Annotated in this window: 22 protein-coding genes and 2 pseudogenes; 11 read left to right on the forward strand and 13 right to left on the reverse strand. The window is 54.8% G+C overall.

Annotated elements, in window-relative coordinates; genetic code table 11:
* Positions 1–152 precede the first annotated feature (152 nt).
* Genes BFG58_RS03050 through BFG58_RS03060 form a run of 3 tightly spaced genes read left to right on the forward strand, consistent with a single transcriptional unit; the run spans position 153 to position 2,863 of the window.
* A complete protein-coding gene (locus tag BFG58_RS03050) occupies positions 153–875 on the forward strand; it encodes a DUF969 domain-containing protein (protein ID WP_008501655.1) in 723 nt (240 codons plus the stop codon).
* Positions 872–1,858 (forward strand): DUF979 domain-containing protein, encoded by a 987-nt coding sequence (locus BFG58_RS03055; protein ID WP_024908532.1) that lies wholly within the window; start codon positions 872–874, stop codon positions 1,856–1,858. The genes BFG58_RS03050 and BFG58_RS03055 overlap by 4 nt, the downstream gene beginning before the upstream one ends.
* Positions 1,859–1,867: 9 nt before the next feature.
* Entirely contained in the window at positions 1,868–2,863 is a 996-nt protein-coding gene (locus tag BFG58_RS03060) for a DUF2891 domain-containing protein (RefSeq protein WP_069719211.1), read from the forward strand.
* Positions 2,864–2,909: 46 nt separating this feature from the next.
* Here BFG58_RS03060 and BFG58_RS03065 read toward each other — a convergent pair whose 3' ends face one another.
* Positions 2,910–4,325, reverse strand: a complete 1,416-nt coding sequence (locus BFG58_RS03065; RefSeq protein ID WP_069719212.1) for an MFS transporter — start codon at positions 4,323–4,325, stop codon at positions 2,910–2,912.
* 117 nt (positions 4,326–4,442) lie between these two features.
* Between BFG58_RS03065 and BFG58_RS03070 the strand changes: the two genes are divergently transcribed.
* On the forward strand, positions 4,443–5,348 hold the full coding sequence (locus BFG58_RS03070) for a LysR family transcriptional regulator (protein WP_048223255.1): 906 nt from the start codon (positions 4,443–4,445) through the stop codon (positions 5,346–5,348).
* 3 nt (positions 5,349–5,351) lie between these two features.
* On the opposite strand, the gene BFG58_RS03075 is transcribed toward BFG58_RS03070, so the two are convergent.
* Positions 5,352–6,806 (reverse strand): Cu(+)/Ag(+) sensor histidine kinase, encoded by a 1,455-nt coding sequence (locus BFG58_RS03075; protein ID WP_069719213.1) that lies wholly within the window; start codon positions 6,804–6,806, stop codon positions 5,352–5,354.
* Positions 6,796–7,479, reverse strand: a complete 684-nt coding sequence (locus BFG58_RS03080) for a copper/silver response regulator transcription factor (protein WP_069719214.1) — start codon at positions 7,477–7,479, stop codon at positions 6,796–6,798. Before BFG58_RS03080 ends, BFG58_RS03075 begins: the two co-directional genes overlap by 11 nt.
* A gap of 162 nt (positions 7,480–7,641) precedes the next feature.
* Here BFG58_RS03080 and BFG58_RS03090 point away from each other — a divergent pair, with 162 nt between their 5' ends.
* From BFG58_RS03090 to silA, 4 genes are read left to right on the forward strand one after another with little or no spacing between them, the layout of a single operon-like run.
* On the forward strand, positions 7,642–9,027 hold the full coding sequence (locus tag BFG58_RS03090) for an efflux transporter outer membrane subunit (RefSeq protein WP_069719215.1): 1,386 nt from the start codon (positions 7,642–7,644) through the stop codon (positions 9,025–9,027).
* A 23-nt stretch (positions 9,028–9,050) separates the two neighbouring features.
* Positions 9,051–9,392, forward strand: coding sequence for a cation efflux system protein CusF (cusF, locus tag BFG58_RS03095; protein WP_069719216.1), 342 nt, complete (start codon positions 9,051–9,053; stop codon positions 9,390–9,392).
* A gap of 11 nt (positions 9,393–9,403) precedes the next feature.
* Entirely contained in the window at positions 9,404–10,654 is a 1,251-nt protein-coding gene (locus tag BFG58_RS03100) for an efflux RND transporter periplasmic adaptor subunit (RefSeq protein WP_069719217.1), read from the forward strand.
* A 10-nt stretch (positions 10,655–10,664) separates the two neighbouring features.
* Entirely contained in the window at positions 10,665–13,805 is a 3,141-nt protein-coding gene (gene silA / locus BFG58_RS03105; protein WP_069719218.1) for a Cu(+)/Ag(+) efflux RND transporter permease subunit SilA, read from the forward strand.
* A gap of 41 nt (positions 13,806–13,846) precedes the next feature.
* Here silA and BFG58_RS03110 read toward each other — a convergent pair whose 3' ends face one another.
* On the reverse strand, positions 13,847–14,293 hold the full coding sequence (locus BFG58_RS03110; protein WP_254665183.1) for a hypothetical protein: 447 nt from the start codon (positions 14,291–14,293) through the stop codon (positions 13,847–13,849).
* 301 nt (positions 14,294–14,594) lie between these two features.
* Between BFG58_RS03110 and BFG58_RS03115 the strand changes: the two genes are divergently transcribed.
* The gene (locus BFG58_RS03115) at positions 14,595–14,921 is read left to right on the forward strand and encodes a copper-binding protein (RefSeq protein ID WP_069719219.1); all 327 of its coding nucleotides are present in this window, start codon (positions 14,595–14,597) and stop codon (positions 14,919–14,921) included.
* Positions 14,922–15,274: 353 nt separating this feature from the next.
* On the opposite strand, the gene BFG58_RS03120 is transcribed toward BFG58_RS03115, so the two are convergent.
* The 8 genes and pseudogenes from BFG58_RS03120 to BFG58_RS03155 form a co-directional block, all read right to left on the reverse strand.
* Entirely contained in the window at positions 15,275–16,078 is an 804-nt protein-coding gene (locus BFG58_RS03120; RefSeq protein WP_069719220.1) for a carboxymuconolactone decarboxylase family protein, read from the reverse strand.
* 15 nt (positions 16,079–16,093) lie between these two features.
* On the reverse strand, positions 16,094–16,789 hold the full coding sequence (locus BFG58_RS03125; protein WP_050595296.1) for a putative quinol monooxygenase: 696 nt from the start codon (positions 16,787–16,789) through the stop codon (positions 16,094–16,096).
* A 59-nt stretch (positions 16,790–16,848) separates the two neighbouring features.
* Positions 16,849–17,848: pseudogene (locus tag BFG58_RS03130) on the reverse strand (aldo/keto reductase).
* A 2-nt stretch (positions 17,849–17,850) separates the two neighbouring features.
* Positions 17,851–18,423: an NAD(P)H-dependent oxidoreductase gene (locus BFG58_RS03135; protein ID WP_069719221.1), complete on the reverse strand. Its 573-nt coding sequence runs from the start codon at positions 18,421–18,423 to the stop codon at positions 17,851–17,853.
* Positions 18,424–18,573: 150 nt separating this feature from the next.
* On the reverse strand, positions 18,574–19,608 hold the full coding sequence (locus BFG58_RS03140; protein ID WP_069719222.1) for an amidohydrolase family protein: 1,035 nt from the start codon (positions 19,606–19,608) through the stop codon (positions 18,574–18,576).
* A gap of 102 nt (positions 19,609–19,710) precedes the next feature.
* A pseudogene (locus BFG58_RS03145) lies at positions 19,711–20,658 on the reverse strand (aldo/keto reductase).
* A gap of 84 nt (positions 20,659–20,742) precedes the next feature.
* Positions 20,743–21,432, reverse strand: a complete 690-nt coding sequence (locus tag BFG58_RS03150; protein WP_069719223.1) for a type 1 glutamine amidotransferase domain-containing protein — start codon at positions 21,430–21,432, stop codon at positions 20,743–20,745.
* Positions 21,433–21,443: 11 nt separating this feature from the next.
* A complete protein-coding gene (locus tag BFG58_RS03155; RefSeq protein ID WP_045910563.1) occupies positions 21,444–21,749 on the reverse strand; it encodes a hypothetical protein in 306 nt (101 codons plus the stop codon).
* 139 nt (positions 21,750–21,888) lie between these two features.
* Here BFG58_RS03155 and BFG58_RS03160 point away from each other — a divergent pair, with 139 nt between their 5' ends.
* Positions 21,889–22,788 (forward strand): LysR family transcriptional regulator, encoded by a 900-nt coding sequence (locus BFG58_RS03160; RefSeq protein WP_045617329.1) that lies wholly within the window; start codon positions 21,889–21,891, stop codon positions 22,786–22,788.
* Between the two features lie 27 nt (positions 22,789–22,815).
* Here BFG58_RS03160 and BFG58_RS03165 read toward each other — a convergent pair whose 3' ends face one another.
* The gene (locus BFG58_RS03165) at positions 22,816–23,724 is read right to left on the reverse strand and encodes a LysR family transcriptional regulator (RefSeq protein WP_015705386.1); all 909 of its coding nucleotides are present in this window, start codon (positions 23,722–23,724) and stop codon (positions 22,816–22,818) included.
* A gap of 212 nt (positions 23,725–23,936) precedes the next feature.
* Between BFG58_RS03165 and BFG58_RS03170 the strand changes: the two genes are divergently transcribed.
* The gene (locus BFG58_RS03170; protein WP_069719224.1) at positions 23,937–24,923 is read left to right on the forward strand and encodes an aldo/keto reductase; all 987 of its coding nucleotides are present in this window, start codon (positions 23,937–23,939) and stop codon (positions 24,921–24,923) included.
* Positions 24,924–24,946: the final 23 nt, after the last annotated feature.

Raw genomic sequence — 24,946 nt, forward strand, 5'->3', positions numbered from 1 at the left:
TTATTGATAATTTGTTTACATGTTTTTGAGGTTCAGATATAGCTTTTTAGCGCAGGTTTTGCGAAGCCTGCCAACAAAACACAACATCGCTCGCCGCAAATTAAAAAAATAGCCGTCGGCGCGCAACGCTCACTTTCGATAGGGTAAACGTTATGGACGGTACTACGCTGTTGCCGCTGATCGGGATACCGATCGTGGTTATTGGTTTTGCACTGCGCTTCAACCCGCTGCTGGTGGTCGTGGTAGCGGGGCTGGCGACGGGTCTGCTGGTCGGCATGGATTTCGGCATGCTGCTGGAAACCTTTGGCGAGAAGTTCGTCAATAGCCGATCGCTGGCCACCTTCATCCTGATCCTGCCGGTGATTGGTCTGCTGGAATATTACGGGCTAAAAGAGCGCGCCCAGGCCTGGGTGGCGAAGATCGCCAGCGCCACCTCCGCGCGTATTCTGATGCTCTATTTTGTCGCGCGGGAAGGCACCGCCGCGCTGGGCCTGATGTCGCTGGGCGGTCACGCGCAGACGGTGCGCCCGCTGCTGGCGCCGATGGCCGAAGGGGCGGCGCTGAACGAATATGGCGAGCTGCCGCAGCACATTCGCGACAAAATCAAAGCCCATGCCGCCGCGTGCGACAACATCGCGGTTTTCTTTGGGGAAGATATCTTTATTGCCTTTGGGGCAGTGCTGCTGATCGACGCGTTCCTGAAAGAGAATGGTATTCAGGGCATTGAACCGCTGCATATCGGCCTCTGGGCCATTCCAACCGCCATTGCGGCATTGATTATTCATATGACGCGCCTGCTGCGCCTCGATGCAAGTATCCGTCGCGACGTGATGGCCTGGCGTGCAGAGCAGGGTACGCAGGAGGCCGCGCAATGATGACGCTTATCACCATCAACCGCGTGTACTACCTGATTGGCTTTGTCGTGATGCTGCTGGTTGTGATGACCCTGCGCGATCGCGCCAATCCGAAGCGCTTTACCACCGCGCTGTTCTGGTTCTTGTTTGGCGGGATCTTCCTGTTTGGCGATCTGATGGTTCAGGAACTCGGCAAATCGCTGGCGTACCGGATTATCGGCGGCGGCGTTATCGCCATCGCGCTGCTGGCGGGGTTTGGCCTCGTCGGGAAAGGGCACTATAAAATGTCCACCGAGGAGGAGCGCGTCGCGTCGTCAAACCGGCTTAAAAACTGGCTGTTCCTGCCGGCACTGATGATCCCAGTGGTGACGGTGCTGGGCACGTTATTCCTGAAGGGCGTTTCGGTCGGCGGCGTGTTTCTGCTCGATCAGAAGCAGCTCACCCTGGCGGCGCTGTGCGTGGCTTGCGTCGCGGCAATCCTCACCGGCTGGTGGCTGACCAAAGGCACACCGCTGCATGCCGTTCGTCAGTCCCGTCGTCTTGTCGATACCATCGGCTGGGCTGTGATCCTGCCGCAGATGCTGGCCATGCTCGGCGGCGTGTTCGTGGTGGCCAACACGGGCGACTCGGTACAGAAGGTGGTGAGCCTGTTTGTGAACCCGGACAGCCGCTTTATGCTGGTGGTGATTTACTGCGTGGGTATGGCGCTGTTTACCATGATTATGGGTAATGCCTTTGCGGCCTTCCCGGTGTTAAGTGCCGGTATCGCCTTGCCGTTTCTGATCAACGTGCATCACGGCAACCCTGCGCCGCTGCTGGCGATTGGCATGTATGCAGGCTACTGCGGCACGCTGATGACGCCGATGGCCGCGAACTTCAATATCGTTCCCGCCGCGCTGCTGGAGCTGAAAGACAAATATCAGGTGATCAAGATCCAGATCCCGACCGCGTTAACCCTGCTGGTGGTGAACGTGTTCTTAATGTATTTCCTCGTGTTTCGCTAAGGAGCTGTCATGGAATTAACGCAACATCAGGCCGACGCGTTTGCCCGCATGCCTTTGACCTATTTGCGCCAGGAATACCCGAACCACATTATGCACCTGCTGAATGATGATGGTGACGTTCTGCCGCCGCGCGAGCTGCATCCCATTTTCTACGGCTGTTTTGACTGGCATTCGGCGGTGCACGGTTACTGGCTGCTGCTGCGCTGCGTGCGCCTCTATCCAGAATTACCGTGCCGGGACGCGATCGTCGCGCTTTTTGACGAGCACATGACCGAAGAGAACGTGGCGAAGGAGTTGGCCTATTTTACCGCGCCGTTCCGCGCCTCGTTTGAGCGACCGTATGGCTACGGCTGGCTGCTGGCGCTGGCTCAGGAGCTGAAGCAGTCGTCGCTGCCGCAGGCCGCAGGCTGGTACCAGACGCTGGCGCCGCTCACCCAGGATATTCGCAACCGGCTGGTGGATTACCTCGGTAAGCTCACCTATCCGATCCGCGTCGGGACGCACTACAACACCGCGTTTGCCCTCGCGCTGGCGCTCGATTACGGTCGCGCAGTCGGAGACAAGGCGCTTGAACAGGCGATTGTGGCAGCGGCGGAGCGGTTTTATCTCGCCGACACGCGCTATCCGGCTCATTATGAGCCCGGCGGAGACGAGTATATTTCCGGCGCGCTGACGGAGGCGCTGCTGATGAGCAAGGTGTCTGAAGACTTCCCGGCCTGGTTTGACGCGTTTCTGCCGGAGGTGGGCGCCGTTACGGCACTGATGAACCCGGCGGAAGTGAGCGATCGTACCGACCCGAAAATTGCCCATCTGGACGGGTTAAACCTTAGCCGTGCGTGGTGTATGAAGCACATTGCGAAAGCGCTTCCTGCCAGCCACCCGGCGCAACCGGCATTGCGCGAGGCGGTGACGAAACATCTGGCCGCAAGCGTCGGGCATGTGGTCGGCAGCCACTATAGCGGCGGGCACTGGCTGGCGAGCTTTGCGCTGCTGGCGCTGGAGTAAACAAACGCGCCGTCTTTCTTGCCGGGTGGCGCTGCGCTTACCCGGCCTACATTGTGCAACGCTTGCCTGTAGACCGCGCAGGGCGCAGCCTGCTCAGGCTAAATACCACCGAACCCGTCGAGGCGATGACGGCTAGCCACAGTGCAACCTGGATAGCATGTTGATGGTCCCATCCTGCCGCTGCCCCCAGCAGAACCCCCACCACGGCGGCGCCGAGACACTGGCCGAATGTCCTCACAATCGACAACACGCCGGAAGCATAGCTGGCATATTCCCGCGCTACGTTAGCGAGCATTTCCCGGTTATTGGGGCTCTGGAAGCAGCCAAATCCAATACCGCATACCAGACTGCGCAGACAGATATTCCACACGGAAGGATTTTCCGGCAACGTGGCCAGCAGGAGCAACCCACCGACAAAGACGATAAGCCCGAGGGTCGAGATCAGCGGCGCGGAGATCGTATCCGCCCAGCGACCCGCGTGCGGCGCGATCAGCACGATGCCAATCGGCCACGGGGTAAACAGCAGCGCCGACACCACCGGGCTGTAGCCATACACGCTCTGAAACAGGAACGGCAGCGCGACAAACGTGATCCCCTGGCTCACAAACGAGGCCAGCGAGGTCAGCGCGGCGAGGGTGAAGCGCCCGTTTTTGAACATCACCGGCGGCAGTAACGGATGTTGCGCGCGCCGGATACGCCAGGTAAAGGCGAAGGCGCTGACCAGCGCGAGAACGCCCCAGCAGACGGCCTGCCGGTTAATGTGCTCCGTCACGTGCTGAAGGCTGTCGGCCATCATGATCGCCGAACCTAACAGGACGGCGGAGAGCACGGCGCCCGGCGCGTCAAAGGGAGTGCGGTCAACGGCCGATTCCCGCGGCAAGGCCCGCCATGCCAGCAGCAGGGCGATGCTGCCCGGAATAAGGTTAATGGCGAACAGCCATTGCCAGCTCAGAGCGTCCAGTATTGTTCCGCCGAGCACCGGGGCTATCGCCGTGCTGGAGGCGATAAGCAGGGCGTGCAGCCCCAGAATACGGCCCAGCAGTCGGCCCGGAAAAACGGACCGCAGGATCGCCGGGGCGATGCTCAGGGTCGCCGCGCCGCCGATGCCCTGCAGAATTCGCATCCCGGTTAACATTTCCGGCGTTGTTGCCAGCGCGCAGCCCAGCGAAGTGAGCGTAAAGGTGGCAAGCCCGGCCAGAAAGATTGGGCGATAGCCCACGCGGGCCGCCAGCGCCGCGAAGATGGCCAACGTCATCGCCGCTGACAGCAGATAACCGTTGGCGAACCAGACCGCAACGTTCGCGGGGACCTGCATCGCGCTTGCCATGGAGGGGAGCGCGATGTTGATCATGGTACCGTCAAAAACACCCATCAGCGTGGTGGTCATAACGGCGGCCATCACCCTGGCGCGTTCATGTCCGGGTAAACCTTCATCGCCGGGCTGGTTTGAAAAGAGCGTCATCGTCGTTACTCCGAATAAGAATCGTGATGACGAAACTATAATCATGCGGTATACAGGGCGGAAGACGCAGCATTTGCACTTAATCATTGCACGTAACGCCATATCTGAGGAGCCATCGTGTCCGATCCTGATTTTAACCTTCTGGTTGCGCTCGACGTTTTGCTGGCAGAAGCCAGCGTGGCGGGCGCGGCGCGACGTTTGAACCTGAGCACCTCCGCCATGAGCCGCACCCTGAGCCGGCTGCGGGAGGTGACCGGCGATCCGATCCTGGTGCGGGCCGGTCGTCACATGGTGCTGACGCCCTGGGCCGAAGCCACCCGGGACCGCGCCAGAAGCGCCGTGCACGAGGCGAGGGCGGTGCTGCAGCCCTCCACCGACGCGCTGAAGGTGGAAAACCTCGAACGGCTGTTCACCATCCGGGCCAATGACGGTTTTGTGGTGGCGTTTGGGCCTCTGCTTATTGCTGCGGTGGCGAGCGTTGCGCCCGGGGTGTGCATCCGCTTCTCACCGAAACCGGAAAAAACGTCGCGCTACTTGCGTGAGGGACTTGTCGATCTGGAGATCGGCGTGCAGGGCAACATGGGGCCTGAAATACGGCTGCAAAGGCTTTTCCAGGATCGGTTTGTTGGCACGGTGCGCAAGGGGCATCCGCTGTCAGAGCAGCCGGAGGTCAGCCTGAGTGACTATGTCGCCTGGGGGCATGTGGTGGCCTCGCCGGACGGATCGCTGCACGGGTTTGTCGATGAGGCGCTGGCGGAGCGCGGGATGAAGCGCAAGGTCGCCAGCGTGGTGCCCGGCTTTCCGACGGCGTTATCCGTGGCGCTGGCGTCCGATCTGATTGCCATGGTGCCAGCGTTATACCTGCTCAATCAGGCGATGACCGAGCGCGTGCACGTTTTTGAACTGCCCTTTAAGACCCGCACTATTACGGTATCCCAGATGTGGCATCCGCGCATGGAACGGGACCCGGCGCATCGCTGGCTCAGGGAAAAGGTCCTTGAAGTGTGCCGCGCGGTTTGCTGACGCTCAGAGCACTTTCCCCGGCACGGTGAGGATGAAGCGCGTCGACACCGCATCCGATTCCACGCGGACTTTTCCGTGGTGTGCCGTGACGATGGACTTCACGATGGCAAGCCCAATGCCGCTGCCTTCGCCTTTACGCTGCCTGGACGGATCGACGCGATAAAAACGGTCAAACAGCTTCGGCAAATGCGCCGGCGGGATCGGCGTACCGGGGTTTTCTGTCACCAGCTCAACGTCGTTATCCTGTTTTCGCAGTGAGACCGTCACCGTTTTGCCCGCTGGCGTATAGCGCAGGGCGTTAGATAACAGATTATTGATGGCTCTTCTGAACATCTGCGGATCGCCTTCTATCAGGCAGGGCATCCCATTGAATGTCAGCGCGATGTGGCGTTCTTCCGCCCAGGCTTCGAAGAAATCAAACACCTTCATGACCTCGGCGCTCAAATCAAACATCACCCGATCCGGGATGAGCTGATTATTATCGGCCTGTGCAAGGAACAGCATGTCGCTGACCATGCGGGTCATCCGGTTGTACTCTTCAAGGCTGGAGTACAACACATCCTCCAGCTCCTTCGGAGAACGGTTCTGACTCAGCGCGATTTCGGTTTGCGTCACCAGGTTGGTGATAGGGGTTCTGATTTCGTGCGCGATATCGGCGGAAAAGTTAGCCTGACGGGTAAAGACATCTTCAATCTTTTCGATCATCTGGTTGAAGGAGATGACCAGCTGTTCCAGCTCAACGGGGACGCGGGACGGCTCCAGTCGTGCATCCAGGTTTTCGGAGGTGATGTTTTTAATGGCGTTGCTGACGTTACGCAGGGGCAAATGTCCCTGACGCACCGCGATGCGGATGACAAGAATAATCAGCAGGCTGATAACCGCGGCAATCGCCAGAAGGTTTTTTTTCAGCGCCTCAAGATAGTGGAGATGAAAATTAATGGAGAGCCCGATCAGCATGACGTAGTCCTGGGTTTTGCCCTGCAGCGTCGCCGTTCCTGAGGAGGCGATAATCCGGTACGTTTCCATTTTCATGGCGGACCCGGCATGCATGGGGGGGGCCGGGTCTTCTACCGTCCAGAGAAACACATCCTGTGCACGACGGTGTTCGCTAAAGTCCGCCGTCTTCATTGCCGGGCGCAATGCCGCCCCTTGCGTCGAGCTGAACAGGGTATTGCCCTGCGGATCCAGAAGCAGGACGACCACGTTGCGGTAACTGGCGATCGACTCTTTGATCTTACTGATTTTCTTTTGGTCGGGATCTGCCGGTGAGTGCAGAATGCGGTGCATTGCGGTGCTGATCTGCTGAAGGTCGCTGATATCCTGCTCGGCAAAGTGCTTCTCAACGGAGTGCAGCATGAACCAGGTAAAGGCGAAGAAGGCCAGTATGGTGGAGAGGCTGATAAAAAAGGTCAGCCGCAGCGCAAGAGAGAACGGGCGTCGGAGGGGCTTAACGCGCATCCGGTACCTCCAGCATATAGCCCACGCCGCGCACCGTCTGGATCAGCTTCGGTTCAAAGTCATTATCGATCTTTGCGCGCAGCCGCTTTACCGCCACGTCAATCGCGTTCGTGTCGCTGTCAAAGTTCATGTCCCATACCTGGGAGGCAATCAAGGAGCGGGGTAACACTTCCCCCTGATGGCGCATGAAAAACTCCAGCAGGCTGAACTCCTTGCTGGTGAGCATAATCCGACTACCGGCCCGGCTGACTTTTCTCGACACGAGGTCAACCGTCAGGTCTGCTACCTGAAGCTGGCTTTCTGCGATCACCGTATTTCCGCGTCTTAACAGCGTCCTTACCCGGGCAAGCAGCTCGGCAAAGGCGAATGGCTTGATCAGATAATCATCTGCACCCAGCTCAAGCCCTTTTACCCGGTGTTCAATCGTACCGAGAGCCGTCAGAAGCAGTATGGGCATACCTTTGCCGGCAGAGCGGAGCATGCGGACAATATCCCAGCCATTCACATCGGGCAGCATAATATCCAGAATCAGCAGATCGTATTCAGCGGTCATGGCGAGATGGTAGCCGTTCAGGCCATTATCAGCGTGGTCCACGACAAACCCCGCTTCAGTGAGTCCCTTGCTGAGGTACTCACCGGTTTTCATTTCGTCTTCAACGATCAGTATTTTCATCTTGCTCCCCTGACTGGCTGCTGATGACATTCTATGGCGCCCGCTACCGTTCACAATGACTTACGTTAAAAATGACAACATTGTCATTATGCCGTCACCCGTCAAACAGGAAGCGTTCAGTAGAGTAGCCCTAAAAATACTCTGGACTTCATTTGAACCGTTATGTTCCTGATAAAACGACTTAGCATCAGTACGGTATTCATCCTGGCAGGCTGCGTCTCGCTGGCTCCCGACTATCAGCGCCCGGCGTCACCGGTCCCCCAGCAGTTTTCGCTTTCACGCAACGGCCTGACGCCCGCGGTGGCGGGGTATCAGGACACCGGCTGGCGCACCTTTTTTGTCGATCCGCAGGTAGCCGGGTTGATTACGGAAGCCCTGAACAATAATCGCGATATAAAAATGGCCGTCCTGAAGGTTGAAGAGGCGCGGGCGCAGTTCAACGTGACGGAGGCGGGGCGTTATCCGCAGCTGAACGAATCCGCGGGTATCACGTACAGCGGGGGACTGAAAAGTGACAAACCGACTTCGCAGCAGTACGACGCGGGTCTTGCGCTCAGTTACGAACTCGACTTTTTCGGCAGGCTGAAGAACATGAGTGAGGCTGATCGACAAAACTATTATGCCCAGGAAGAGGCCCGTCGCGCGGTACATATCCTGCTCGTCTCTAACGTTTCCCAGAGCTATTTCAACCAGCAGCTGGCGTATAAACAGCTGCGTATCGCGCGGGAAACGCTGGAAAATTACCGGCAGTCTTATGCATTCGTTGAGCAACAGCTGGTGACGGGCAGTACGAACGTACTCGCGCTGGAGCAGGCCCGGGGACAGATCGAAAGCACGCAGGCAGAGATTGCCAAACGTGAGGGGGAGCTGGCGCAGGCCAATCATGCCCTGCAGTTGCTTCTCGGGACGTACCGTGCGCTGCCGGGCGACAGTGGAATGAACGCCAGCGATATTGCGCCGGTAAAACTCCCGCCTCATCTTTCCTCAGAGATACTGCTGCAGCGCCCGGATATTATGGAGGCGGAGTATCAGCTTAACGCGGCCGATGCGAATATCGGCGCCGCGCGTGCCGCCTTTTTCCCGTCGATTTCCCTGACCAGCGGGCTTTCCACAGGCAGCACGGAATTATCCAGCCTGTTCACCGCGGGCAGCGGGATGTGGAATTTTATCCCTAAAATCGATATTCCCATTTTTAATGCGGGCAGGAATAAGTCTAACCTGAAGCTGGCTGAAATTCGTCAGCAGCAGTCGGTCGTGAATTACGAACAAAAAATACAGGCCGCCTTCAAACAGGTCGCCGATGCGCTCGCGCTGCGGGACAGCATTAACCAGCAAATTGACGCTCAGCGTCGTTATCTTGATTCGCTCCAGATTACGCTCCAGCGTGCCAGAGGATTATATGCCAGCGGTGCGGTCAGTTATATCAACGTGCTGGACGCGGAACGTTCTCTTTTCTCCACCCGCCAGACCCTTCTCGACCTTATTTATGCCCGACAGGTTAATGAAATAACGCTCTTCACCGCCCTGGGCGGCGGTTGGGTCGAATAACTGTACTTAAAGAGGAAACTAAAATGCGTAATTCACTTACAGCCGTGGTATTCGGTGCGATCGCCGTGACGTTTTCTGCCGGCCTTCAGGCTGAGGTTCATCAGCACGAGGCGATGAGCGCCGCCCGTGAAGGGGCCGCTGAGCAGGTTATTACGGGGACCGGTATCGTGAAAGACATTGATCTCACAAATAAAAAAGTCACGATTTCTCATGAGGCCATCCCGGCGATTGGCTGGCCCGCGATGACCATGCGTTTCACCTTTATTGAGGCCGATGAGAGCATCAACGCCTTAAAGGTCGGCAGTCACGTTGATTTTTCATTTGTTCAGCAGGGCAATATCTCTTTACTAAAGAGCATTAAATAGCGAGAAACGGCATGGCCTCATTAAAAATAAAATACGCTGCCATGATAGTCAGCAGCCTTATTGCCGGAGGGCTGATATCCGTGACGGCATGGCAGACACTCTATTCATCTGAAAAAACAGCAAATAGCGTTGCGGAAAGAAAGGTCCTTTTCTGGTATGACCCGATGAAGCCTGACGTGAAATTCGACAAGCCCGGTAAATCACCGTTTATGGATATGGATCTGGTCCCGAAATATGCGGACGAAAATGACGATAAAAGCGGTGGCGGTATCCGTATCGATCCGACGCAGGTCCAGAATTTAGGATTAAAAACGCAAAAAGTGACGCGCGGAACGCTGAATTATGCCCAGACGATCCCGGCCAACGTCAGCTATAACGACTATCAGTTTGTCATTGTGCAGGCGCGTGCGGATGGGTTCGTTGAGAAAGTCTACCCGCTGACGATCGGCGATAAGGTGAAGAAAGGCACGCCGCTGATTGATATTACCATTCCGGACTGGGTCGAAGCGCAGAGCGAGTTCCTGCTGCTCTCCGGCACCGGTGGAACGCCCACGCAGATTAAAGGGGTTCTGGAACGGCTTAGGCTGGCGGGTATGCCGGATGAGGATATTCAGCGGCTGCGTGCGACCCGCACTATCCAGACCCGGTTTACCATCAGGGCGCCCATCGACGGGGTGATCACGGCATTTGACCTGCGCACCGGGATGAATATTTCGAAAGATAAGGTCGTGGCGCAAATTCAGGGGATGGATCCGGTCTGGATCGGCGCGGCGGTCCCAGAATCGATTGCGTATCTGCTGAAAGATACCTCGCAGTTTGCTGTTTCGGTACCGGCCTGGCCGGATAAATCCTTCCCGGTTGAAAAGTGGAGTCTTCTGCCGAGCGTGGATCAAACCACCCGTACGCTGCAGGTGCGCCTGCAGGTCTCCAACAAGGATGAGCTGCTGAAACCGGGCATGAATGCCTACCTGAAGCTGAATACCCAAAGTCAGGAAATGCTGCTGATTCCGTCTCAGGCCGTTATCGATACCGGCAAAGAGCAGCGTGTTATTACCGTTGACGCTAACGGGAATTTTGTACCGAAAAGGATCCACGTTCTGCATGAATCTCAGCAGCAGTCCGGCATTGGTAGCGGGCTGGAAGAGGGGGAGTCAGTCGTCGTCAGCGGTCTGTTCCTGATTGACTCGGAGGCCAATATTACCGGTGCGCTGGAGCGCATGCGCCACGCTGAAACCCCTGACGACGCCCATTCTGGCCATTAAGGAGACGATGATGATTGAATGGATTATCCGGCGGTCAGTGGCTAATCGTTTCCTGGTTATGATGGGGGCGCTGTTTCTCAGCGTCTGGGGGACATGGACCATCATCAACACCCCGGTTGATGCCTTGCCCGATCTGTCTGACGTTCAGGTGATTATCAAAACCAGCTATCCCGGCCAGGCCCCGCAGATTGTTGAAAACCAGGTGACCTATCCACTCACCACCACCATGCTGTCGGTTCCCGGCGCTAAGACCGTGCGCGGCTTTTCGCAGTTTGGTGATTCGTATGTCTATGTCATTTTTGAAGATGGCACTGATTTGTACTGGGCCCGTTCGCGCGTGCTGGAGTACCTGAACCAGGTTCAGGGCAAACTCCCTGCTGGCGTGAGTTCCGAGATCGGCCCGGATGCCACCGGCGTGGGCTGGATATTTGAATATGCGCTGGTGGATCGCAGCGGAAAACACGATCTCGCCGAGCTGCGCTCATTGCAGGACTGGTTCCTGAAGTTTGAGCTGAAAACGATCCCGAACGTGGCCGAAGTGGCCTCCGTCGGCGGCGTGGTGAAGCAGTATCAGATTCAGGTTGACCCGTTAAAGCTGGCACAGTATGGCGTCAGCCTGCCGGAGGTTAAGCAGGCCCTTGAATCGTCTAATCAGGAAGCAGGGGGATCGTCCGTAGAAATCGCGGAAGCGGAGTATATGGTGCGGGCCAGCGGCTATCTGCAGACCATCGATGATTTCAATCACATCGTCCTGAAAACCGGCGAGAACGGCGTACCGATCTATCTGCGTGACGTTGCCCGCGTACAAACAGGGCCGGAAATGCGCCGCGGTATTGCCGAGCTGAACGGGCAGGGTGAAGTGGCGGGCGGCGTGGTGATCCTGCGTTCGGGTAAAAACGCGCGCGAGGTCATCACGGCGGTGAAGGATAAGCTGGAGACGCTGAAGGCCAGCCTGCCGGAAGGCGTTGAGATTGTGACTACCTACGATCGCAGCCAGCTCATCGACCGGGCCATTGATAACCTGAGCGGCAAGCTTCTCGAAGAGTTTATCGTGGTGGCCATCGTCTGCGCGCTGTTCCTCTGGCACATTCGCTCAGCGCTGGTGGCGATTATCTCTCTGCCGCTTGGCCTGTGTATTGCCTTCATCGTCATGCATTTCCAGGGGCTGAACGCCAATATTATGTCGCTCGGAGGTATTGCCATTGCCGTCGGTGCAATGGTGGATGCCGCCATCGTGATGATTGAAAATGCGCATAAACGGCTGGAAGAGTGGGATCACCAGCATCCGGGGGAGCAGATTGACAACGCCACCCGCTGGCAGGTGATCACCAGTGCCTCCGTTGAAGTGGGGCCAGCCCTGTTTATCAGCTTGCTGATCATCACCTTGTCGTTCATACCCATCTTTACCCTCGAGGGACAGGAAGGGCGGCTGTTTGGTCCGCTGGCCTTCACGAAAACGTATGCCATGGCGGGCGCGGCCGCGCTGGCCATCATCGTGATCCCCATTCTGATGGGATTCTGGATCCGGGGTAAAATTCCCGCCGAGACCCGTAACCCGCTGAACAGACTGTTGATTAACGCCTATCATCCGCTTCTGATTCGGGTGCTCCACTGGCCTAAAACAACCCTGCTGGTTGCGGCATTATCCATCTTCACGGTGATCTGGCCCCTGAGCCAGGTGGGTGGCGAGTTTTTACCGAAGATCAACGAAGGCGATCTGCTGTATATGCCCTCGACATTGCCAGGCGTGTCTCCGGCAGAAGCGGCGGCGCTCCTGCAGACCACAGACAAACTCATCAAAACCGTACCTGAGGTAGCGTCGGTGTTCGGTAAAACCGGTAAAGCCGAAACGGCCACGGATTCCGCGCCGCTCGAAATGGTCGAAACCACCATTCAGCTTAAGCCTGAGGATCAGTGGCGACCCGGCATGACGATTGACAAGATCGTTGACGAGCTCGATAAGACCGTTCGTTTGCCTGGCCTGGCGAATCTCTGGGTTCCGCCCATCCGCAACCGCATCGATATGCTTTCAACCGGGATTAAAAGCCCCATTGGTATCAAGGTTTCAGGTACCGTTCTGGCTGATATCGACGCCACGGCGCAGCGCATAGAGGCAGTCGCCAAAACGGTGCCGGGCGTGGTGTCTGCCCTCGCTGAACGTCTGGAAGGCGGGCGCTACATCGATGTTGATATCAACCGCGAAAAAGCCTCCCGCTACGGGATGACGGTGGGCGATGTGCAGCTGTTCGTCTCCTCGGCCATCGGCGGCGCGACGGTGGGGGAAACGGTGGAAGGCGTGGCCCGCTACCCGATTAATATTCGTTATCCTCAGGACTACCGGAACAGCCCGAACGCGTTGAGGCAGATGCCGATCCTGACGCCGATGAAACAGCAGATCACGCTGGGTGATGTGGCGGATATCAACGTTGTTTCCGGCCCCACGATGCTAAAAACGGAGAATGCCCGACCTGCAAGCTGGATTTATATCGATGCCCGCGGCAGGGATATGGTGTCCGTAGTGAACGACATTAAAACGGCCATCAGTCAGAACGTAAAGCTGAGGCCGGGTACCAGCGTGTCATTCTCCGGACAGTTTGAACTGCTTGAACACGCCAACAAGAAACTGAAGCTGATGGTGCCGATGACGGTGATGATCATTTTCATTCTGCTCTATCTGGCGTTCCGTCGCGTGGATGAAGCGTTGCTGATCCTGATGAGCCTGCCGTTCGCGCTGGTCGGCGGGATATGGTTCCTCTACTGGCAGGGTTTTCATATGTCAGTTGCAACCGGCACCGGGTTTATCGCCCTGGCCGGGGTGGCGGCAGAATTTGGGGTGGTCATGCTGATGTATTTGCGTCATGCCGTTGAAGCACATCCGGCGTTGTCCCGCCAGGAAACGTTCACCGAACAGGGGCTTGATGAGGCGCTTTATCATGGTGCCGTGCTGCGCGTGCGGCCAAAGGCAATGACCGTCGCGGTGATCATCGCGGGTCTGCTGCCCATTCTCTGGGGGACCGGCGCAGGGTCAGAAGTCATGAGCCGGATAGCGGCGCCCATGATCGGCGGGATGATTACGGCACCGCTGCTATCGCTGTTTATTATTCCTGCGGCGTATAAGTTAATTTGGTTGCGCAGACATAAAAAGCCATAAAAAAACCCGCCGGTAGCGGCGGGTTTTTACGGGTTGAATGCTTAGCGCGCCTTGCTGATCAGTTTGCGCCAGGCTCTGTTATGCAGAGTAAATAGCAGCATCTTATAGAAAGCGGTAGAGAAGATGCAGCTGCCGCTAAGCCCCAGCATGACAGTACTCACCATCGCAGCGGTCAGACTGACGCCCGGAGCAGCGCTACCGCTCAGCGCGGCCAGCAAATAGGCTGCCGTTAATACCAGACTCATCACCGCCAGCGTAAGATGTAACCGCACGGCGCGCATGCTGCCTTTGCCAATCATAAACATCGTCACGCCGTTGACGCTTGCGAACAGGAGGGCGATCAGCACAACCCACACGAATACGCGTTCGGCTGGCTGGCCGAGTGCGGCGAGTACGCCATAGCCCAACCACAGCTGAGGAATCGCGAAGCTGACAATTATCCCGAGAGTGCTGATTGCCGCCGGAATACCCATGGTGTGTAGACCCACAGGTTTGCCCATTTCTTCAGCCAACCGAGTCTTTAGCTGTTGCAGCTGTGTCGGGCAGGTATTGCTTATGCTGGTAGCCACCTCGTTACAGTGTTGCAGGCGACGGGATGCTCTTCTAATTATTTGAATAATCAAAGTTTTGCCTCTCTCACTCCTTGAGTCCCGGAACAGGGTAGGGATTAAGCCCCTGGAGTGACAGAAATGTCACTCGCCAGTCATGCGATAAACAGCGGCCGGTTTTTATAATTCATTATAAAGAAGGCCACCAACTGTTGAGCACTTTAATTTCGGAGATACAACCATGAAAAAGTTCCTTTTATCTGTTATTGCCATCCTGGCGGTTTCTGCATCCAGCTGGGCTGCAGAGACAAACAACAACGAACAGGCAGCAATGTCTCATGACATGATGCAAAACAACACAGAAGCTGCACACCAGAGCATGGCTGACATGCATAAGGAGATGATCAAAAACGGTCCATGCAGTACTAACGAAACAGCGACGTCGTTTTCTGCGATGAATGAACACGAGAAAGCGGCGATTGCACACGAAACGGCGAATAACGGACAGTCTTCGGCTAGCCATCAGCAGCAGGCGCAACAACATCGTCGCCAGATGACAGAGAATTAATCGGCTGCGAAGCCTCTCAGTGATTATTGACGTTACTGATACGCTCCTTAAAAAAGGGGCGTTTGTTAGTGGGAAGGCCGGGTTATCACGTAGAGAATGGTTATTGGCATATCGTATTTAACTATTCTGGGTTTGAGGAATATACATAATTTACGACAGCACCAGAAACAGTATAACAAACTGTTTTAAATGCATATTAATCAAATGGCGATTCAAACTCACAGTTATGAACTCAGTTTTGGTTCATAACTGTGTTAAACGCTGTCCATAAATCACTCGATGTCACGCCTGTTGGTTCATGAACTGTTCGTTCTAATTTTGTGATGTGCGTCAGGTTTTAGTGTTCAGTAATATTACCTTTTACTCGATGATCGATTGTTTAGCACCTCTCCGACAACCGGAGCAGCAGTAAATGCGTTTGGCCAGCCAGCGTAGAACGCGGCTTGGGTAACGATCTCACCAGCTTCCTCAACAGAAAGTCCATTATCCATTGCTCTATTGAGGTGATAGCCAATCTGCGCGCTCTGTCCGGATGCGATTAACGCGCTGACCGTAATCATACTTCTGTCGCGGGGTTTCAGCGCGGGTCTTTGCCAGAGATCCAGGAACAGTGGATCTGTAGTGAATTTAACCAGGCCCGGAGATATTGGGCCAACATTTTTTTCCACTGTCTCTGAACGCTGCTTTTCTGCTTCCTGATTGAGAGGAAGCAGGTCCGGAGAAGCTTCAGGAAGTACATCTGCCGTGACGCCACGAGTTTCAAATACTGCTTTGGTCACGCTGACGGCTGACATGGCATTTGACCAACCTGAGTAGAACGCCAGATGGGTAATGATTTCTGACAACTCCGCTGGCGTAACGCCATTATCAAGGGCAATGTCTATATAGTGCTTAAGGTCGCCAGGCTGGTTTCTGGCAATTAGCATGGCGACGGTCACCATACTACGATCCCTGGGCGAGAGGGCATCGCGTGTCCACAGATCTTCAGTAATCGCTTCTCGACCAAAGCGCGCAAGAGCCGGTGAGACGGAACGAATATCAGCTTCCGAAGTTGTTGAAGGTTCAATTTTCATCATCGCTTTACCTTTTGTTTCCTCAGCAGTAGCAAAATCAGAAATAACAAGCGACATGGCCGCCGCTGCAATTACGCTTTTCATGTTATTCCTCACTGGTCAACGGTGCGGATCCTGTTTGATTCCGCTTTTGTTACGAAGAAATACCGGTTTTACCGGGATAGCGTCCTTACTGGCGCTCATATGCGCCGTTTGCCTGAGATAGTCACGGAAGTGTGGCGTTTGTCGGTGCAGTTGATACGCTTCCTCACTGGCGTAAATCTCATAGAAATACCAGCGGTTCGGAGTCTGTGAATCTGTAGCGGCATACATCGCTAATACGCCTTTCTCTACTTTGAGCGATTCCGCCATTTCGGGCAGGACGATGTTTTTAAACTCGGTCTGAAATTCAGGCTTTACCTCGACGATCACCAGATTATTAATGGTTCGCTCATCCGGTATGATGTGTTTGTCCCCCAGAAATTGGGGCTCCAGGGTGATTTTATTTTTCCGATCGATAATGTCAGGTGCCCGGGCAGCGAATGCCTTATATGGTTCGGCATTCAGATGTTTGCGGTAAGCACTTTCGTTTTCATAAAGTTCGACCATGAATGCCTGACGTGGATTGTCGCTGCGGTGCAGGGCGTACATCGCCAGCGTACCTGCTTCATGATCAACCGAAGCGGAAATCGTCTGTCTGGCTACGTCTGCAAAATCTTTGTCCCGATCGTGCCTGACGCCGAGCTCAAAGATATTCATCACTCGCTTATCCGGCGCGTCCAGTTTTGTTGCAAAGACAGGGCTGCTTATGAGCATACAAATTAAAAGCATAAGGGGCTTTTTCACGATGATCCTTTTACTGAAATTACTGTTTGCTACCGCGTCCAGACCTGACTAACGTCTTTCGTTTGCGGCGTGTTTTGCGCCATGATCCCCGTCAGAACGTGCGGCTGGTAGGTTTCTTCCAGAAACCGGATTTCCTCCGGGCTCAGTTGAAGATTTACGGCGTTTACCGCGCCATCGACGTGATCTTTTTTTGTGGCCCCTACGACAGGTGACGTGACTTTTGTCAGCAGCCAGGTGAGAGATATTTCCGTCATGGACACCTGATGTCGTTCAGCAAGCTCGGCGACGCGCTCGATAATGCTCCGATCCTGTTCAGCCGTGCTGTCATATTTTCCGCGGGCATAGGCATCCTCGGAGGCTCGCCGCGTGTGGCCTTCTTTCCGGGAGAGACGACCGCTGGCCAGCGCGCTATAGGGGGTCATGGCGATATCATCTTCAGCGCACAGACCGAAGAGCTCTCGTTCATCTTCACGCATAATCAGGTTGTAGTGGCTTTGCATGGAAACAAAGGCCGTCAGCCCTTCGCGTTCGGCAAGGGCGTTCGCTTTCGCAAGCTGCCAGGCATAGCAATTGGAAATACCAATAGCTCGCACTTTGCCCTCATTAACGGCGGCATGAAGCGCTTCAAGCACCTCAATAACTGGCGTGTTGTAATCCCAGATGTGGTAAATGTAGAGGTCGATGTAGTCCATCCCCAGATTCTGCAGGCTCTGGTCGAGTGATCGGGCTATTGCCTCTTTTCCGCCGATCCCGGCGGCAATTTGCGCGGCGGTTCGTGGCAGAAACTTGGTGGCCAGCACCACGTCCTCGCGTTTTGCCATCTCCCGCAGCGCCCGGCCAACGTATCGTTCGCTGGAGCCGTTCTGATAGGCGATGGCGGTTTTCGAGACCGTAGCGGATGATGTCCCGGCTTGCTGTTTCGTCCAGCGTCCAGCGATGCTGGCCCGTTAACGGGTCGCCAAACCCCATACATCCCATACAGATGCGGGAGACCAGTAAGTCACTTTTACCGAGCCGGGTATACTGCATCGTTATTCTCCCTCTGGATTATTCACGACGGAATTGAGCAGATCGACAAGCCTTGAAGCGTGTTCCCGGGCAAGCGTTTTTTGCTGCGCGATTTTGTCGGCATCCCGGTCGGCATAGCTGATACCGCAGGTATAAACCGGCGCCAGCAGCTCAAGATTGCACAGTTTTGCCGTGGTCTCGAACGGAATAAGATACTCTTCAATGGCATGGCCAAAGAAACCGTCAGCGGTATAGAGCGCCTGTGGCGCCCCTGTAGTGAAGGAGAGGAGCAGCTTTTTACCGCCCAGTTTCGCCGTTGAGCCATGCGCGAAGCCGTGGACAAAGACCTCGTCCAGCCATTGTTTCATTAACCCGGGCAGCCCATACCAGGAAAAAGGAAACTGCCAGACAATCACATCGGCCCTGAGCAGGCTTTCCTGCTCCGCAGCGATATTGAATTTGCCGTCCGGATAGAGCCAGTCCAGACGACGAATTTCAGCATCGGGAAGGGCGGTCGCCACTTCATCAATGATCGTGGCATTGGCGACGGAATGGGTAAGCTCAGGATGGCCTGAAACAATAAGGATATTTTTCATTTCAATGAGTTAAATATATTTGGTGAATGTTTAACCCAGTATAGAGTGACACCATTATTTTTTTTAGAGCAGTAAAGACTCATTCACTTTTAGACAAAAACTAATAATGGTCGACTGTTCTCATTGTACCGGTCATCACGAACCCGTGAACTACGCCGTGATGCCCAGTAAACGTTCTGCATTGCGAAATGCGATGGCCTCTTTTTCAGCCTTGTTGACGGGCAGACTGTCGATAAAGGTTTTTACACCGTCCAGGGTCTGATAGGGATAATCGACGGAGAACAGGATCCTTTCTGCCCCCATTAACGCGTAGATAAACTGGAAGTGCGGCAGCGACAGCATACCTGACGGGGTAACGTAAACGTGCTCCTGGAAGGTTCTCGTTAGCGTGCGTGACAGACCCGTTACAGCCAGTGGAAGGCTGTCATCAAGACGCTGCAGCCAGAAGGGCAGCATCTCCCCCCAGTGGCCACTGATTACCTGCAAGTGGGGATATTTATCAAATACGCCCGATAACATCAGCCGTAACAAATGGATCCCGGCTTCGTGATGCCAGCCCCAGCCAAACATAGAGAGCCGGGCGTTGACCTCTGCGCTGAAGCCCGTGAAGTAGGCCTGTTGCACGCTGTTAAACGGTAATCCGGGATGAAGATAGAGTGGCACATTCAGTTTATTAAAGCGGGAAAGCAGGGAGTCATAGTCAGGATTATCGAGAAAGCATGAAGAGGGTCGGCCATTCAGAAGTGCCCCCTTAAACCCCAGTTCTTCAACTGCGCGGACAAGCTCTTTTTCAGCCTCTTCCGGCTGTGCCCAGGGAAGAGTGGCAAATGCCGCGAAGCGATCCGGATGATTTCTTACCGCCCCGGCAAGGCGGTCGTTTGCCGCCGTATTTAATGTTACCGCTTCATCCTTAGGTGCCAGCTGGGGGAATCCGCCCACAGAAAGGATCTGAAGGGTAATTCCAGCCTCATCCATATCCCTGAGGCGGCGGCTTCCCAAATCAGCGCCTTTCGCGTTTATCAGCGCATTCTTTTCTATCTGCGGCCGGCTTCGGTCAGGATTATGACCATCAGCGACGGTTTTTCCCCAGTCGCCAAGGAAAGGCGCCTGCTCAAGCGCAACAGGCATACACGCTCGGCCTAACTCGCTGTCGAGATAATGTTCTTCAAGGCAAATGATTTTCATATTCTCACCCTTCATACAAAGCAGTAAAAGTGATACAGATTAGGATCGCCCGGAACTGTCCATACGTGAATGTGATTCATGACAGTCTGTTCCGGATGGGCTTTACACCATCGGTTTTTCCCCGGCGCCTCGTGTATCCACTCTGGTCTCTGCGGCGAATTGTTCCAGCATGATGATTTCCTCATCGCGTAACTGGATGTCTGAAGCGCAGGCGGCGTCCAGAACGTGATGGACTTTAGTCGCACCAACGAGGGGAAGGGTACCTTTTGCAATAGCCCATGCGATGGCTATCTGTGCAACGCTGGCATTCCTTTCGGCTCCCATTTTTTTCATGGCGGCGGTTAATCTTTCAATCTGCGGCAGTACCGCGTTATAACTTTCGGCCCGGCCACTCCCGGCAGGCATGGGATGATTTGAATCATAACGGCCACTGAGCGCGCCTTGCTCCAGAACCATGTAAGCAAAGAACGTGATGTTATTTTGTCGGCAATAATCAAGGATCCCGGCCTCTTCAGAAGCGCGATAGAGCAGGCTGTAGTGATTTTGTACTGCACTGAGGGAATAACCGGAAGCGTTAAGGATTTCATTGGCGCGTCTGATTTGTGCCAGATTGTGGTTGGAAACACCTACGCGTTTGACCTTAGCGCTTTGTCAAAGTGGGATCAGTCCTGGCGTCCATTTCTCAACGTCGAGGGGATTATGGATCCAGTAGATATCAATCGCGTCCACACCCAGACGCCCAAGGCTGGCCTCAAGCATATCGCTGACAGGCTGCGCTGACTGTTCGTTCGCAATCTGCGGTGTGAATTTGGTGGATAAAATCATATCCTCGCGGGGGAACTGACGGACTAATGCTCCCAGCGCTGCCTCGGAACTCCCCAAGCCATATACTGCTGCGGTATCCCAGAGATTGAGGCCCTTACTCATGGCCGTGGTGAACACGTCTGCCATCTGAGTATCAGAAAGATGATTGCCGAAGACGGTGTCGCCACCGGCGAAACCTGTGCCCCAGGACCATGTGCCCAGCGCGACGGGAGGTAGTGTTTTCATATTCAGCTCCTGTAAAAAGGCCGGAACGTTGCTGACGGAAACCGGCCAAAGAGGGTGAGTAACGGTGAAAAAGAGATGAATGGATTAAGCTGACTGGCGGAGGGCATTTAACAGCGCCACACCGACACCGTGCGCTGAAGCGGGATTCTGCCCCGTGATAAGGCGACCGTCAGTAACCACATTTTCAGACCAGTTCGGGGCTTCATGATGAAGCGCGCCATGCTCGCGGAGTGCAGTCTCAAGCAGGTAGGGAACCACATCTGTAGTGTGAACTTCTTCCTCTTCCTTGTTGGTAAAGGCCGCCACGTTTTTGCCTTTCACCAGGTATTCGCCGCTACTGAGCTTTGCGTCAACCAGTGCCGCAGGTCCGTGGCAGACGGCTGAGACAATGCCATCACTTTCATATATTTCGCGGATAATACGCTGGGCATCCTGGCTGTCGCGGAAATCCCACATGGTTCCATGGCCGCCTGCAAAGAAAACGGCGCTGTAATCGGTACCGTTTAGCTCGGATAACGCTGGTGTTGTTGCCAGGCGCTGCTGAAAATCGGTTTCGTTCCAGTACCAGGCGTTGACAGGATCACTGAGGTCAAATCCATCCACCGGCGGCTGTCCCCCGCGAATGCTGGCGATCATCGTTTTTAGTCCGGCATCTTCCAGTACTTTCAGCGGATGGGTCAGCTCGGCCAGGAAAAAACCGGTTGGTACACCGGATGCGCCTTTAATCGGATGGCTGGAAACGACACACAGCACGGGTTTATCTGCAGGTTTCATATCGGCCCTCACTATTTATTTTTAAATTCAGCGGCAAAGAGATTTTCCCAGTTAATAAAGGAGCCAAGCGGAATGCACTCAAAGCTTAATAAGCCAGCTTTTGCCAGCGGGAATTCGGCCATTACGTTCATCGCTTCATCGACAGAGTCACATTCAAGAAAAATAGCGACGCCAGGTCTGTCCTGACGGAAGTAGATGTCGCGGATGAAGCCGGATTTATACAATCCCCAGGCGTGCAGCGCTTCAGCGTTAAGGTGTGGAGCATATTTTTCCAGCGATGCTCCAGGTGCGGGGATATCCAGACATAAAATTCGCATCATAGTCTCCTGAACTCAGGTCGTTGTAGAAAGAGATAAAAGTATAAGAGGCGAATTTCACGAAGATTAGAGGAGCATTGACTTAAGCATCTTTAGACTGTACTTAATAATCAGGCGGAGATTGCTTTAGGAAAACATTATGAATAACGCCCTGTATAACCAGATACGGATCTTTCAGAGCATTGCACGTGAGGGCAATATTTCGGCAGCCGCAAGAAAACTGGAAATTACGCCTCCCTCCGTCAGCAATGCGCTTAAGCTGCTGGAAGATCATATTGGCCATCCGCTTTTTGTGCGTACGACCCGCCGTATTGAGCTGACGGAAACTGGGCAGCTGTTGCTGGAACAGACCGCTGCGGCGGTGGAGTCGCTGGAACATTCGCTTGAAAGCATTCGCGACCAGAATCAGGAGCCCTCAGGTATCGTGCGAATCACGCTCTCGCGTTTTGCCTATCTGTTAATTCTTAAGCCTGCAATGGCGAAATTCTGTCAGCAATATCCGGGTATACAGCTTGAAATTTCGGTTTACGACGGTACCGTGAATGTTATCGAAGAGCGTTTTGATCTTGGGATCCGTTTTGGCGATATCCTCGAAGGTGGGGTGGTGGCGCGGCCGTTAATGAAACCCTTTCGTGAAGGGTTATATGCATCCTCAGCTTATATCAGCGAGCATGGAATGCCCGAGGTGCCGGCTGACCTCAGTCAACACAAGCTAATTGGCTACCGTTTTATTACTAACAACCGCATCCTTCCGTTGATTCTGAACGATCGCGGAGAGCAGTTGACGGTTGAGATGCCCGGGCAGTTAATCAGCAACGATATTGACGTTATGGCAGACGGGATCCGTAACGGCCTGGGAATCGGACGTTTGTTTGAACCCATCTTGCAGTTACAGCCGGACAGGGAGCGCTTTATACCCGTGATGGAGAGCTACTGGAAAACCTACCCGCCAGTGTATCTCTATTACCCCAAAAACGCGGGTAAAACGAAAAGAGTGAAGGCCCTGATTGATTTTCTGATATCCGCTACGGGACGATAACGCCTCGTTCAGTATGGAGGCGCTATTTCACAACCCTAGCGGTCGGGCCTCCTGTATGAACTCAATCAGAAGGCGAAGCCCGGTCGGTAGTTGCCGGCGGCTTGAATAATAGATATGAAAACCTTCCTCCAGCGGGGACCACTCCGTAAGCACCAGGCGGAGCCGGCCATCCTTCACATAGGGTGCAACAAGAGGCTCCGGAAAATACATCAGGCCGGCTCCGCCTAATACGGCCACAAGGCCCGTTTCAGCCTGATTGACCGTCACAGAGCCTGGCACAGTGATTTGGTACGTTTCGCCGTCTCGCTCAAGTTCCCAGCGATAAATCCGATCGTCGCCGAGACGATTGCTTATACAGCGATGGTGTAATAAATCATCAGGATGTTCAGGCGTTCCGTAGCGTTCAAGGTAGTCGGGGGATGCTGCGATAACCCAGCGAATATCGGCAGATAAACGCCGGGCAACCATGTCTTCCGGGACGGTGCCACCATAGCGGATACCGGCATCGAAGCCCGCATCAGTGACGTCAACCATACGGTTGCTGGCCACAATATCGATTTCAATATCGGGATAGCGATCCATAAACGCGGGCATAACTGGCGCAAGCAAAAGATTGGCCGCTTCAACGGCAGCATTGATGCGGATACGTCCGGTAGGGGTATTACGATACCGGTTAAGCGATTCAAGCGCGCCTTCTATCTTGTCGAAAGGCTGAAGGACAGACTGAACCAGTTCTTCACCTGCAGCCGTAGGTGTAACGCTCTTGGTCGTGCGATTAAGGAGGCGAACCCCGAGCCGGGTTTCCAGTCCCTTCAGGGCATGACTAAGCGCTGATGCACTGACACCTAATTCAATCGCCGCACGGCTGAAACTGCGATGACGTGCAATAGCCATGAAATAAATGAGATCGGCGACATCCGCTCTGCTTATTTGCATACAGAATCGTTTTCCTTGTGCGTTAAGGCCCGAATGTATTGATACGGAAATGATATACACCATAGACCGATTAGCGCTAATCCGTTGCTGAATTTATTTCACAATTCCATCCACTCATCGCCTCTCACTGAACACGTTGTGCTTCGTTATTCTTGAAAATTATGCGCTCTGGCCGTCGGTCAGGGCGGAACATTCACCTAACGGAGCCGTGTATGAACTATACGCATCTTGGCCGCACCGGCCTGAAAGTCAGCCGCCTTTGTCTCGGAACCATGAATTTTGGTGACGTCACCGACGAGAAAACCAGCGCCCGCATTCTGGATGAAGCGCTTGAGGCAGGTATAAATTTCATTGATACAGCAGACGTGTATGGCACCGAACAATCACCCGATATCCAGCAAGGATCGGGGCTGTCCGAAGAGATTATTGGTCGCTGGATCCAGCAGGGTGGACGCCGTGACCGTATCGTTCTGGCGACGAAAGTCTATCAGCCAATGGGGCCAGGTCCGAATGATCGCCGTCTTTCTGCTTACCATATTCGCAAGGCCTGCGAGGACAGTTTGCGACGGCTTAAGACCGACCATATTGACGTCTATCAGATGCATCACATCGATCGCTATACGCCATGGGAAGAGATCTGGCAGGCCATGGAACTCCTTGTTCAGCAGGGAAAAGTGCTTTATATCGGTAGCAGCAATTTCGCGGGCTGGGACATTGCGACTGCGCAGTCAGTTGCTACGGCCCGTCATTCCCTTGGCCTGGTTGCTGAGCAAAGTCTCTACAATCTAACTGCCCGAACTGTTGAGCTGGAGGTCATTCCCGCATGCCGCCATTTTGGCATGGGATTGATCCCCTGGAGCCCACTTGCCGGAGGGTTGCTTGGCGGCGCACTGAAAAAGATGGCAAGCGGGCGCCGTGCAAGGCCCGCGTTTGCCCGTCTAATTGAACAACACCGTCCTCAGTTGGAAGCCTACGAAGGATTATGTGAGGACCTCGGCGAAACCCCTTCCGATGTGGCGCTTGCGTGGCTCCTGCAGAATCCTGTCGTTACTGCTCCACTTATCGGGCCTCGTACGGTCGAACAACTCCATCAGGCGCTTCACGCAACGACAATCACGCTATCAGACGACACCATGAGCTGTCTCGACGAAATCTGGCCCGGACCCGGGGGAGAAGCGCCCCAGGCTTATGCCTGGTAATTACCGTATGTAGGGTGGTCGCG

Source organism: Enterobacter sp. ku-bf2 (assembly GCF_001742765.1).
Lineage (GTDB): Bacteria > Pseudomonadota > Gammaproteobacteria > Enterobacterales > Enterobacteriaceae > Enterobacter > Enterobacter quasiroggenkampii.